This is a genomic window from Pseudomonas sp. SIMBA_041, assembly GCF_046535095.1.
Taxonomy (GTDB): Bacteria; Pseudomonadota; Gammaproteobacteria; order Pseudomonadales; family Pseudomonadaceae; genus Aquipseudomonas; species Aquipseudomonas mucoides.
Genome location: NZ_JAWRXJ010000020.1, coordinates 1 through 12,053, shown reverse-complemented (window position 1 = coordinate 12,053; position 12,053 = coordinate 1). Strand labels below are relative to the sequence as shown.

10 protein-coding genes and 3 pseudogenes are annotated in these 12,053 nt (G+C 57.5%); 7 read left to right on the top strand and 6 right to left on the bottom strand.

Annotated elements, in window-relative coordinates; genetic code table 11:
- Positions 1-37: 37 nt before the first annotated feature.
- Complete coding sequence (locus SB725_RS29795; protein ID WP_027925190.1) at positions 38-949, bottom strand: LysR family transcriptional regulator; 912 nt, start codon at positions 947-949, stop codon at positions 38-40.
- A 108-nt stretch (positions 950-1,057) separates the two neighbouring features.
- Between SB725_RS29795 and SB725_RS29790 the strand changes: the two genes are divergently transcribed.
- The 5 genes from SB725_RS29790 to SB725_RS29770 all read left to right on the top strand — a co-directional run bounded on the left by SB725_RS29790 (position 1,058) and on the right by SB725_RS29770 (position 6,009).
- Positions 1,058-1,894 (top strand): hypothetical protein, encoded by an 837-nt coding sequence (locus SB725_RS29790; RefSeq protein WP_027925191.1) that lies wholly within the window; start codon positions 1,058-1,060, stop codon positions 1,892-1,894.
- 154 nt (positions 1,895-2,048) lie between these two features.
- Positions 2,049-3,017, top strand: a complete 969-nt coding sequence (locus tag SB725_RS29785) for an ABC transporter substrate-binding protein (protein ID WP_059182626.1) — start codon at positions 2,049-2,051, stop codon at positions 3,015-3,017.
- 119 nt (positions 3,018-3,136) lie between these two features.
- Entirely contained in the window at positions 3,137-4,255 is a 1,119-nt protein-coding gene (locus SB725_RS29780) for an S-(hydroxymethyl)glutathione dehydrogenase/class III alcohol dehydrogenase (RefSeq protein WP_027925193.1), read from the top strand.
- 91 nt (positions 4,256-4,346) lie between these two features.
- A complete protein-coding gene (locus tag SB725_RS29775; RefSeq protein ID WP_027925194.1) occupies positions 4,347-4,730 on the top strand; it encodes a VOC family protein in 384 nt (127 codons plus the stop codon).
- Positions 4,731-4,875: 145 nt separating this feature from the next.
- Positions 4,876-6,009, top strand: a complete 1,134-nt coding sequence (locus SB725_RS29770) for an alanine--glyoxylate aminotransferase family protein (RefSeq protein WP_410922981.1) — start codon at positions 4,876-4,878, stop codon at positions 6,007-6,009.
- Positions 6,010-6,067: 58 nt separating this feature from the next.
- On the opposite strand, the gene SB725_RS29765 is transcribed toward SB725_RS29770, so the two are convergent.
- From SB725_RS29765 to SB725_RS29750, 4 genes and pseudogenes are all read right to left on the bottom strand, one after another.
- Positions 6,068-7,066 (bottom strand): NADP-dependent oxidoreductase, encoded by a 999-nt coding sequence (locus tag SB725_RS29765; protein WP_027925196.1) that lies wholly within the window; start codon positions 7,064-7,066, stop codon positions 6,068-6,070.
- Positions 7,067-7,127: 61 nt separating this feature from the next.
- The gene (locus SB725_RS29760; RefSeq protein ID WP_410922980.1) at positions 7,128-7,997 is read right to left on the bottom strand and encodes an alpha/beta fold hydrolase; all 870 of its coding nucleotides are present in this window, start codon (positions 7,995-7,997) and stop codon (positions 7,128-7,130) included.
- An 84-nt stretch (positions 7,998-8,081) separates the two neighbouring features.
- A complete protein-coding gene (locus SB725_RS29755; RefSeq protein ID WP_410922979.1) occupies positions 8,082-8,870 on the bottom strand; it encodes an SDR family NAD(P)-dependent oxidoreductase in 789 nt (262 codons plus the stop codon).
- A 54-nt stretch (positions 8,871-8,924) separates the two neighbouring features.
- Positions 8,925-10,025 (bottom strand): annotated as a pseudogene (locus SB725_RS29750) (alkene reductase).
- 149 nt (positions 10,026-10,174) lie between these two features.
- On the opposite strand from SB725_RS29750, the pseudogene SB725_RS29745 reads away from it, so the two are divergent.
- Positions 10,175-10,763, top strand: a pseudogene (locus tag SB725_RS29745) (TetR/AcrR family transcriptional regulator).
- Positions 10,764-11,226: 463 nt separating this feature from the next.
- Complete coding sequence (locus SB725_RS29740; RefSeq protein WP_410922978.1) at positions 11,227-11,631, top strand: ester cyclase; 405 nt, start codon at positions 11,227-11,229, stop codon at positions 11,629-11,631.
- A gap of 146 nt (positions 11,632-11,777) precedes the next feature.
- Here SB725_RS29740 and SB725_RS29735 read toward each other — a convergent pair.
- Positions 11,778-12,053: pseudogene (locus tag SB725_RS29735) on the bottom strand (gfo/Idh/MocA family oxidoreductase); the annotation flags it as partial.

The following is a 12,053-nucleotide window of genomic DNA, read 5'->3' as shown; positions in this document are numbered from 1 at the left end:
AGTCGACGGGAAGGAAAGCCCGCAGGCCAGCCAGCGATTAGCCGTGCTCAGGTTTTCCTGCATTTTTAATCCAGCTATCCAGCTCTGTAACCATTTTATTGACCTCACTGTCTTCCCGTTCCGAGGGGCGAATGATCGCGTTCCAGGCGATATCCAGACCGTCATTCAGGGACGCCCACGCAAGTTCCCCGCGCTCAAGGCTGGGGGCTACCAAATCGCGTTGCAAGATGCTGATTCCGTAGCCTGAGCGCACCAATTCGACGATGGCTTCGATCAACTCCACCGTGATCATGCGGCGCGGCAAAATGCTGGCGGGGGCGAAGAAACGGTCATATTCCCAGCCGCTGGCGCGATCGGTCGAATACGTCACCAGGTTGTAGGTCTTGAAATCTTGCGCGTAGATATTTTTCCTTCCGGCAAGGGGATGATCGGTTGCCATGATCGCAATCAAGTCGTCCCGAAAAAGCGGCAACCTGGCGACACCGCTAGGCACCATGCCGTCATCGATGATGGACACATCGAGTCTTCCTTGCATCAGGCTCGCATAAACGTCATTACGGGGCACGGTCACCAGCGTGATTTCGATGTCTGGCCGCAGACTTGAGTAGTGCTTGATGAATTTCGGAATCCAGCGAAACGGGCCGTAGGAGGTGACACCCATGCGTACAAACGCCGTGACGCCACCGGCCATGGACCTGGCCTCAGACTCGGCTTCATTGAGTATCGCAATGATGTCTTTGGCTGCTCGTTCCAGGCGTGCGCCAGCAGGGCTGAGCCTGAGCTTTCCTCCTGATCGTTCCGTCAGGCTGACACCCAGCCGCCGCTCGGCTTCGCGTAGGCGGTGACTGACTGCCGAGGGCGTCAGCCATAGGCGCTCGGCAACGGCGGTTACCGAATCCACCTCCGATAGGGTTTGCAGCATCACAAGGTGATCCAGTGTGAGTCTCATGGCAGGCGACCTGAAAATAATTCACAAAATTGCGTAAAATTATGAGCGTGACTTGTTTTTTGTGACGATGCAATCTGAATCCAGCAGAGCCACTGGAGACCAACAAAAATGACTACCTTACCTTTCACACCTGCACTGACCCTGGGCGATATCATCGACCTTGAGCGTTATCCCATTACTGACCGCACCAGTCCCGCCTACCTCGCACTGGTTGCTCAAAGCCAGTCATTGCTGGGGGAGGAGGGTGTTGCAATCTTCCCGGGTTTTGTTCGCGATCCATCGGTTGTCGAGATGGCAGATCAGACACTAGCCCTGCATTCGCGCATGTTTCATTTTCGGGAAAACCACACGGTTTACTTCAAGCCTCAAGATGAAAGCGTTGATCCGCAACATCCGCTAAGACGATTGATGAACACGGCAAAAGACACCGTTGCCTACGCCGATATTCCGGCCGAGCATTTGATCAGGCAGATCTATCAGTCGGACGACGTCCTTGCTTTCATCAAAGATGTATTGGCGCTGGACGCGCTCTATCGCCATGCCGATCCATTAGCTGCCCTTAACTTGCAGGGCTTCACGGAAGGGCAGGAATTGGGCTGGCATTTTGACCGTTCCGACTTCAGCGTCACGCTGTCTCTTCAGGCGGCGAATGCCGGTGGGGATTTCGAGTATGTGCGCATGCTGCGCAATGAAAACGACGATTGTTATGACGCGGTCAGGCAATTCCTCGATGACCCGAAAACACAGCAGGTAGAGGTTTTGCCTCAAGTTCCCGGCACCCTGACATTGTTTCGCGGCCGCTATTCATTGCACCGGGTGACGCCGGTGGAAGGGGACCGGCTGAGGCTCAATGCGGTGTTCGCGTACGTGGACCAGCCCAATGTTGAGTTCAGTGCCTATGCCCGCCAGTTGTTCTACGGACGCACCTCCGTAGACCCGGTTTAAGTTTCGCCAATCACAATAAAAGCAATTGATTCACGCCTTGGCTTCACGTGTATGCGCACAGACTCGTCCATGCTGAATCTGATGGACTCGTTTGTTCCTGTGTTGCACACAACAGTTCGCTGCCCCCAATAATAATCATTCGGAGCGTCTGATCATGAAAAACAGGAAGAGTTTGCTGGCCTCGTTGCTCACCCTTGGCCTGCTCGTTGGTAGTGCTTCAAGCCAGGCTTCAGGATGGTGTGAGTCGGGCAAGCCGGTGAAATTTGCCGGCCTGAATTGGGAGAGCGGGATGCTCCTGACCGACATCATGATGATTGTGCTCAAGGACGGTTATGGCTGTGCAACGGATCAGTTGGTGGGTAATACCATCATTCTTGAGACCGCTCTGGCCGGCAACGACATTCAGGTGTTTGGCGAAGAATGGATGGAACGCAGCGAGGTCTGGAAAAAGGCTGCGGCAGCCGGAAAAGTCGTCGGGGTTGGCGCGCCTATTATTGGTGCGACACAGGGCTGGTATGTACCGCGCTATGTTGTTGAAGGGGACGTTAAACGTAACAGGCCAGCGCAAGCTCCTGACCTCAAGACAGTTGCTGACTTGAGCAAGTACGCGAGCGTCTTTCACGACGCTGAGGAACCTTCAAAAGGCCGCTTCTACAACTGTCCCGCGGGTTGGATTTGTGAGCAGGACAATACCGAGATGTTGAAAGAGTACGGTCTCGAAAACACCTTCACGAATTTCCGTCCAGGCACCGGTGCCGCATTGGATGCGGCGGTCCTGTCCAGCTATAAACGCGGTGAACCGGTACTGTTCTATTACTGGTCACCGACACCGCTGATGGGGCAGATCGATGCGATAAGACTGGAAGAAAAGACGGGCGCCAACAAAGACGTTATCACCATGGTCGGACTCTCCAAGGCTTTTCATGAACAAGCTCCCGAACTGGTCGCGGTTCTGGAGAAGGTCAACATTCCCATCGACCTGTTGAATCAGAACCTGGCGAGGATGACCCGGGAACGCATCGAATCTCCGAAGCTGGCCAGGATGTTCCTCAAGGAACACCCGGAAGTCTGGCACGCCTGGGTAGATGAAGCGGCGGCAAAAAAGATCGAGGCATCGCTCTAACCGATCTTGAGGGCAAGGATGCCCGCCCTTTGTAACGTCCCTCTTAACACACTCTTACTACTGATTTTTACTGCTTCTACACAGAGGCGGCTCTACTTCGCGTCCGAGAAATTACGAACATGATCAAATCACGAGCGGCCGTCGCCTTCGCGGCGAACCAGCCATTGCACATTGTGGAAATCGATGTAGCACCGCCGCAGGCCGGTGAGGTGCTGGTACGTATTGTTGCGACAGGTGTTTGTCACACTGATGCGTTTACCTTGTCCGGTGCCGATCCCGAAGGGATCTTCCCCGTCATTCTTGGCCACGAAGGCGGTGGTATCGTCGAGGCGGTCGGTGAGGGGGTGACGTCCCTGGCGGTGGGCGATCATGTGATCCCGCTGTACACCCCCGAATGTGGCGAGTGCAAATTTTGCACATCCGGCAAAACCAACCTGTGCCAGAAGATCCGTGCGACTCAGGGCAAGGGCCTGATGCCCGATGGTACCAGCCGCTTTTCCTACAAGGGCCAGCCCATATTCCACTACATGGGCACCTCGACGTTCTCCGAGTACACCGTGCTGCCGGAAATTTCCCTGGCCAAAATTCCGAAGGACGCCCCTCTCGACAAGGTCTGCCTGCTCGGTTGCGGTGTGACGACCGGCATTGGCGCGGTGCTCAACACGGCCAAGGTGGAGGAGGGCGCCAGCGTGGCGATCTTCGGTCTCGGGGGCATCGGCCTGGCCGCCATTATCGGCGCGACCATGGCCAAGGCCGGGCGGATCATCGCAATCGACATCAACCCGGCCAAGTTCGACATCGCCAGGCAACTGGGCGCTACCGATTTCATCAATCCGAAGGATCACGACACACCCATTCAGGACGTGATTGTCGAGATGACTGAGGGCGGCGTGGATTACTCCTTTGAATGCATCGGCAACGTCAATCTCATGCGCGCGGCCCTGGAGTGCTGCCATAAAGGGTGGGGCGAGTCGGTGATTATCGGTGTCGCCGGCGCCGGTCAGGAAATCAGTACCCGTCCGTTCCAGCTCGTCACCGGTCGTGTCTGGCGCGGTTCCGCTTTCGGCGGTGTAAAAGGCCGCAGCGAATTGCCCACGTATGTCGAGAAGGCCCAGACCGGCGAAATCCCGCTCAACACCTTCATCACCCACACGATGGGACTTGAAGACATTAACAAGGCCTTTGAGTTGATGCATGAAGGCAAGAGTATTCGCACCGTTATCCACTTCGATCGCTGATTGAATCGCCCTGGCGTCGAGCGTCAGACGTCTCGCGCACGGGCAAACCGCAATGCCCACCCACCTGGTTTTTAAAAAAGAGAGCATCAAAATGAGCATCTTCACTCACGTCACCGTCGGTACCAACGATCTGCAAAAGGCTCGCCGTTTTTACGACAACGTACTCGGCGCACTCGGCCAGAAACGCATCGCTGACCTGGAAGACAATGGATCGATCTGGGGTGAGAATGCCCCGTCCTTTTTCGTGCTGAAACCGGCAAACGGCGCTCCCGCCAGCGTCGGCAACGGTGTCACTGTCAGCTTTGAAGCACCGAATCGCGCCGCCATCGACGCCTTCCACGCGGCAGCGCTGGCCTGTGGCGGCACCGACGAAGGCGCTCCGGGGCCGCGGGGCTGGGCACCCGATGCTTATGCCGCCTATGCCCGGGACCTCGACGGTAACAAACTGGCCGCGTACTGTTTCAAGCCTGCCTAAGCTTTATTCGAGCGGCGGCGGCTGCCCTTCGTAACAGGACGTTATCGACCGCAGAAGTCGCCATTCAATCCCGAGCGATCTTGTCATTTGCCAAGGCTTAGGGCAGGGTCGATACCACTGACATCTCTGCCAAAGGAGTCACTCCATGTCAAAGCTCTATCCCAGTATCGATCCCGAGGGGCTGGTCGAGTACTCAGTGGTCTACACCGACCGCTCGCTCAACCACATGTCGCAGTCATTTCAAGGCGTGATGAAGAACATTTCCAGGACCCTGAAACAGGTCTACAACGCCCAGGCTGTTGCGGTGGTCCCGGGCAGCGGCACATTCGGCATGGAAGCGGTGGCGCGACAATTTGCCACCGACCAGCAGTGTCTGGTGATACGCAACGGCTGGTTCAGTTATCGCTGGAGCCAGATTCTCGAGATGGGCAACATCCCGGCGGCCACTACGGTGCTCAAAGCCCGACCGGTCGAGACGGGGCGCCAGGCTGCCTACGCCCCACCCCCTCTTGACGAAGTGCTGGCCGCCATTGCGGCGCAGAAGCCGCAGATTGTCTTCGCCCCCCACGTTGAAACTTCATCAGGGATTATCCTGCCCGACGACTACCTGCGGGCCGTCGGCGACGCCGTGCATGCGGTGGGTGGCCTGTTCGTGCTGGACTGCATCGCCTCAGGCGCGCTGTGGGTTGATATGCACAAATGCGCAGTCGACCTGTTGATCAGCGCACCGCAGAAAGGCTGGAGCGCTTCCCCTTGCTGCGCCCTGGTGATGTTCAGTGCTTTGGCCCTCGAGCGCATCGAACAGACGCAAAGCAGCAGCTTCGTCTGCGACCTGAAAAAGTGGCTTCAGATCATGCAGGCTTACGAGCAGGGCGGCCATGCCTACCATGCGACCATGCCCAGCGATTCCCTCGCGCGATTTAACGACGTGATGAACGAGACGCAAGCCTACGGTTTCGACAAGGTCCGCGGCGAACAACAGGCTCTGGGCGATCGGGTGCGCGCCATGTTGACCGGCAAAGGCATCAAAAGCGTGGCCGCAGCCGGCTTTCAGGCCCCAGGCGTAGTGGTGAGCTACACCGATGATGCCGACATCAAGAGCGGCAAGAAATTTGCCGACCATGGCCTGCAGATCGCCGCCGGAGTGCCGTTGCAATGCGACGAGCCGGCTGATTTCCAGACCTTCCGCATCGGTCTGTTCGGACTCGAAAAGCTGCACAACATCGAGCGCACGGTCAGCACCCTCGAGCAGGCACTGGACGAGGTGATGGCTAACTGATCGAAACCATACATCGATTCAGCGGCCTCTGTGGTCGACTCATCGACAGGCAGCGTAGTCATTTGATCGTAACAACGACCTTGCCCTTGGCTCGTCCCTGCTCGACATACGTCAATGCCTCTGCCGTTGATTCAAAGGTGAAGGAGCGGTCAATCACAGGTTTGATGATTCCGGCCTCAATGAGCGCGGTGATGTGTTGCAGTTGCGCGCCATTGGCCCGCATGAACACGAACGCGTAGCTGACGTCCCGCTTGCGTGCCTTGCGCCGAATACCAAGGCTCAGCAGGCGCATGACTTGCTTCAATGGCCAGGACAATCCTTGCTCCTGCGCGAACTGCGCAGTGGGTGGTCCCGAGATGGAAATGAGTTGGCCACCGGGCTTGAGGACCTTGAGTGACTTCTCCAGCACGTCCGCGCCGAGGCTGTTCAACACCACGTCGTAGTCGTGCAAGACACTTTCGAAGTTCTGCCGTGTGTAATCGATCACCCGATCGGCCCCCAGCGCCTTTACCCATTCGACATTCGCGGTGCTGGTGGTGGTCGCGACAAAGGCGCCAAGGTGTTTGGCGAGCTGGATGGCCAGGGTGCCGACACCGCCGGAGCCGGCGTGGATCAGCACTTTCTGGCCCTTTTTCAACTGGGCGGTTTCGACCAGCGCTTGCCAGGCGGTCAGTGCGACCAAAGGGATCGACGCGGCTTGAGCCATGTCGGTATTGGCAGGCTTCAGGGCGATTGCGTTTTCGTTCACGGCGATCAATTGGGCGAACGTCCCGATCCGCGTTTCTGGCGGGCGAGCGTAGACTTCGTCTCCCGGTTTGAAACGCTTCACCTGCGAGCCAACTTCAACCACGACGCCCGCCAGGTCATTGCCCAGTACCAGTGGAAATGAGTAGGGCAGGATCAGTTTGAATTCGCCTTTGCGGATCTTCGAATCCAGCACGTTGACGCTGCTGGCATGTACCTCAATCAAGACGTCGTGGACACCCACCGCGGGGGCGGGGACTTCGCCAATGCGCCCGGTGTTCTTGCCGTAGCGATCAATTAAAAATGCCTTCATCGTTGTGCGGCTCTTGTCGGTTGGAATGGGGGTGGGCGGTGCTTTTACGGCGTCGCGTTGATCAGGCATCAAGGAACGTCAGTGCCTTGTCCACAAAGTCAGCGTAGTGCTGGAAAATGCCGCCGTGGCCGGCATCCTCATAAATCACAAGTTGTGCGTTGGGGATGCGGTTGGCCAGCCCAATCGAGTTAATGCTGGGCACCATGATGTCGCTATCGCCGTTGACGATCAGCGTCGGCGTGCGCAAGCGCCCGAGGTCTTGAGGGACCTGTTTGCCCCACGCGGTAATGGCTTTCAACTGCCGGAGAAAAGCGCTGAGCGTCGGGCCTTTATCGCGATTTTTTTGGCGTGCTTTCAGGCGTCGCAAATACTGCGAGGCGGATCGGCGGCCGTTGGGCGTTGAAGTAAAGAACAGGTAGAACTTGGGGTCGCGAAAGGTCAGCAAGCCTTTGAGCATCAATGGCCACGTCACCGAACCGACCTTGTCGATACCGGGGCCGCCGGCCGGTCCGGTGCCGGCGAGAATCAAGCGGCGCACCCATTCGGGCGCCTTTAGGGCGAGGTCTTGAGCGACAAAACCGCCGAGTGAAAAACCGAGCACATCAACTGTCTCGAAACCCAGCGCGCGTATCAGTTGAATGGCATCGTCTGCCATTTCGCCGACCGTCAGTGGCGCGGTTCCTCCAGAGCCGCCGATCCCACGATAGTCGGTGGCAATGATGCGCCTTGTTTGTGCCAGGCCATCGATGATCCCGGGGTCGAAGTTATCCAGCACCGCGCCCCAATGGTTGAACAGTACGAGGGGCACACCGGTTGTGAGGCCGATGTCGCGATAGGCGAAGGGAATGCCGTTGACCGTGATCGACTGGTTCGGCGCATTGACGAACGATGTCTGCGAGCCAGCGGGGTTATTTGTATTCGTGGGAGCCATGTCTACTCCGAACAGCGGGCCGCTTTCGATACAGTGCCTTGGGCGCCTGCATCGAATCCTGGCTGGGTGTTCGCTACAAAAAGATCACTGTGGGATTTGGTAACGCTGGGCAACCGCAGACTGGCGGATCTGCCCCAGCAGGCCCTGACGTGCGGTCTGCAGGTCATCCCAGCGTTCAGCTTCGTGCAGCGGCGGGATCGTCACTGGCTCACGCCGATCAAAACCGACCAGTGCGGCATTCACCAGATCGCCCACTTCCATGATTTCGTTCAGGGTGTTGATGTCGATGCCGGAGCGATCCCAGATCTCCGTGCGGGTAGCGGCCGGCAGCACGGCCTGCACGTAAACGCCCAAGGGCGAAAGTTCCAGGCTCAGGCCTTGGGAAAGGAACAACACGAACGCCTTGGTCGCACCGTAGACCGACATGCCGAACTCGGGCGCCAGGCCCACCACCGAACCGATGTTGATGATCGCGCCTTCGCCTGCTTTGGCCAGGCGTGGGGCAACGGCGCTGGCGAGCCGCACCAGCGCCGTGGTGTTGAGGGCGACCAATTGCGCAACACTGTCGGTGCTTTGGTCGATGAAGTTGCCGGACAGCGCGGCGCCAGCGTTATTGACGAGGATGCCGATACGGGCGTCGTCGCGCAGGCGTGCTTCAACGGTTGTCAGATCGCTGAGTTGGGTCAGATCCGCCGGAATCACTTCGACGGCGACGCCGTGTTCGCTGCGCAAGCGCGCTGCAAGTGCGTCCAGGCGTGCCTGGTCTCGGGCAACCAATACAAGATCGTGGCCGCGTTGCGCGAAGCGTTCGGCGTAGACGGCGCCGATGCCAGTGGAGGCGCCAGTGATGAGGACGGTAGGACGAATGCTCATGGGGTCATCTCTCTTTCAGGATGTGTGAAAACAAATAGCGCGGTCATTGATTGCTCAGCTTGCGATGGCGCCCGATTCAGCCAGCGTCGGGTAGTCGATGTAGCCTGCCGCGCCGCCGCCATAGAGGGTGGCGGGGTTGAAGGCGGACAACGGCGCGCCGCTCTTGAGGCGCTCAACCAGATCCGGGTTGCCAATGAACGGACGACCGAACGCAATCAGATCGGCCTGGTCTTCGGCGAGCCGCGAAGTCGCCAGGTCCAGGTCGTAGCCGTTGTTGGCGATGTAGGTGTTTTTGAAGCGCTGGCGCAGGGCGCCGAAATCGAATGGCGCCACGTCGCGGGGGCCACCGGTTGCACCTTCGACTGCGTGCAGATAAACGACGTCGAGGGCGTTGAGTTGATCGACGACGTAATCGAATTGAGCCCGCGGATCACTGCTGGAAACGCCATTGGCCGGCGACACAGGCGATAGGCGCACACCGGTGCGATCCGCGCCGATTTCATTGACGACGGCTGCCGTCACTTCAAGCAGCAGACGCGCACGATTTTCAATCGAGCCGCCGTAAGCATCGGTGCGCACGTTGGCGCTGTCCTTGAGGAATTGATCCAGCAAATAGCCGTTTGCACCGTGAATCTCCACGCCATCGAACCCGGCGACGACAGCGTTTGCCGCGGCCTGGCGGAAATCGGTGACGATTCCCGGCAGTTCGCTGATCTCCAGTGCGCGCGGCTCGGAGACGTCTTCAAAGCGGTTGTTGACGAACACTTTGGTGGCGGCGCGCAACGCAGAAGGGGCCACGGGAGCGGCGCCGTTTTCTTGCAGATCAACGTGCGACACCCGACCGACATGCCACAGTTGCAGGAAAATTTTTCCGCCCTTGGCGTGGACGGCATCGGTCACTGTGCGCTAGCCATCTATCTGCGCCTGCGTGTAGATCCCGGGAGTGTCCTGATAGCCCTGGCCCTGTCGGGAAATCTGCGTGGCTTCGCTGATCAGCAAGCCTGCGCTGGCCCGTTGGCTGTAATAGGTGGCCGCGAACTCACTTGGCACAAAGCCCTGGCCTGCACGGTTGCGCGTCAGCGGCGCGAGGACGACACGGTTCGACAGCGTGAGGGCGCCAAGCGTGTAAGGGGTGAACAGATTCTGGTCGGTCATCGGGTATGTCTTCCGTGCCTGTTGAGGGAGGTCGGCGGTGCGTGCAATTAGGATGATGATCGAAATCTAAACTGTCAACGGTTTTGATTGTGATCAACATCTATGTATCATTGGGCCCATGATTTCCCAGTGGACATGAGGTATTGCACGTGAGAGTGACCAAGGCCCAGGCGCAGGCCAATCGGGAGCACATCGTTGAGACGGCCTCTGAGCTGTTCCGTGAGCGTGGCTTCGACGGCGTCGGTATATCGGATCTCATGGCGGCTGCCGGTTTCACCCACGGAGGTTTCTACAAGCATTTCGGCTCGAAGGCCGACCTGATGGCCGAAGCCTCGGCCAGCAGCCTTTCCAAATCGCTGGAAGGTGCTGAATCGCTCGATGTTCCGGGCTTCATCGACGTCTATGTGACGAGGGAACATCGGGACGGACGTGGCAACGGTTGCACCATGGCCGCGTTGTGTGGCGACGCGGCGCGTCAATCGGATGATGTGAAAGCGACGTTTGCCGAAGGGATCGAGCACACCTTGCAAACGCTCGGGGACAAATATCCGACGAAGCCGGATGCCGCTTCGGGTGAGGGGAGAAAGAAAATGATCGACCTGCTGTCTCGTGCTGTCGGTGCAATTATTTTGTCACGTGCCTGCCCGGATGATTCCGCATTGGCGGATGAGATCCTTGAGGTGTGCCGCGCTGAAATGTTTGCTTCGTTTGCCGGTCAATGACGTGGACGCGGTGTAGACCGGCAGTCACTCGACTTTGGGTCAAAAAGCTGCGGTTCATGAACGGCTACTTTTGGCTGTGGATTCAACCGGTCGACGCAACAGATTGGCTAAATCGTTCTGCGGGTGTTTCGTAGTCTAGTGGTATCCGAGGACGGCTACGCGCCTGCCGTGGACTCAGATCTGCGGTTGCTCCTGACGCTTAACAAAGAAGATTTACGTATAGAAGTTCTCCGTTAGTTGAGCGGTATGGCATGAAATGTCGGTTTTTCGGCTTATACGGTTAAATCCGCAAGGCTAGGATGTATTACCTACAGCGTGCGGAACTCTGAGGCGTTGTCCTTTGTTCGCCTTTTCACAACTGGACTTGACGGAATTTAAAAAGCGCTCGAGAGGCCAACCCTGTCGCTGTAACTGTCCGTCAGGGCTCGAATGGTCGGCGTTCTGTTTCTCCAAGTCTCAATATACAATCAGGAGCAACTATGAATATTGAAGTGCAAAATAAATCGATCGTGCTTAAAGCTTTCGATACTTTATTCAATAAACGCGACTACGCTGCAGCCGAGGAGTATTGGTCTGCGGACTATATCCAGCACAGTGCGCTTATCCCTCCAGGACGGCAGGGTTTATTTGACTTGATCAAAAGTCTGCCCACTACACTGACTTATGAACACAGCGTAATGATGGCCGAGGATGACAAAGTGATGGTTCATGGCCGTTTCTCTGGAAACGGTAGTCCGACTGCGCTCATCGCTGTAGACATCGTCCGTATCGAAAATGGCATTTTGGTCGAGCACTGGGACGTTCTCCAGGACGAAGCCACAGCGATCAGCTCCGCCAGCGGCCTACCGATGTTTGGTGCAACTTTTCCGGAATTAATCGAGTAAGAAGTCATGCTTGGATGATCGGAAAAATGCCTACTGAGATTGCTTGGCGCATCGGGGCGCACGAGCTCGCACCGATGCGTCTACGCTGGGCAATCTGGATATGATCGATCTCGACGAATTCCACACCTGTCAAAATCGCCGCTCACTCATTTGAGGGGTGATTGAGTTCCGCTTTTTGCAGTATCTAGCAACTGATGCAGTCGCAATGCATCGCTGAACGTCGCCGCGCCATGGCTGCCATCCACCACATCTTGCGCATACACGTAATACAGCTCAGCCAGTTCCAGCACCGCCGAAGGCAATGACGATTCTGGCAAGCGCTGATAGCTGGCAGGCAGCGGCAGCGCTTCCAGTGCCAGATTGTCGCCGTGGGCACCTTCGATCACGTAATCATCGCCGACCTCGCCAAATGCCGAACGGTT

Bases quoted from the DNA above. Each gene is read 5' to 3' on its own strand.
- SB725_RS29795 (WP_027925190.1), bottom strand. From the start codon at position 949: ATGAGACTCACACTGGATCACCTTGTGATGCTGCAAACCCTATCGGAG.
- SB725_RS29790 (WP_027925191.1), top strand. From the start codon at position 1,058: ATGACTACCTTACCTTTCACACCTGCACTGACCCTGGGCGATATCATC.
- SB725_RS29785 (WP_059182626.1), top strand. From the start codon at position 2,049: ATGAAAAACAGGAAGAGTTTGCTGGCCTCGTTGCTCACCCTTGGCCTG.
- SB725_RS29780 (WP_027925193.1), top strand. From the start codon at position 3,137: ATGATCAAATCACGAGCGGCCGTCGCCTTCGCGGCGAACCAGCCATTG.
- SB725_RS29775 (WP_027925194.1), top strand. From the start codon at position 4,347: ATGAGCATCTTCACTCACGTCACCGTCGGTACCAACGATCTGCAAAAG.
- SB725_RS29770 (WP_410922981.1), top strand. From the start codon at position 4,876: ATGTCAAAGCTCTATCCCAGTATCGATCCCGAGGGGCTGGTCGAGTAC.
- SB725_RS29765 (WP_027925196.1), bottom strand. From the start codon at position 7,066: ATGAAGGCATTTTTAATTGATCGCTACGGCAAGAACACCGGGCGCATT.
- SB725_RS29760 (WP_410922980.1), bottom strand. From the start codon at position 7,997: ATGGCTCCCACGAATACAAATAACCCCGCTGGCTCGCAGACATCGTTC.
- SB725_RS29755 (WP_410922979.1), bottom strand. From the start codon at position 8,870: ATGAGCATTCGTCCTACCGTCCTCATCACTGGCGCCTCCACTGGCATC.
- SB725_RS29740 (WP_410922978.1), top strand. From the start codon at position 11,227: ATGAATATTGAAGTGCAAAATAAATCGATCGTGCTTAAAGCTTTCGAT.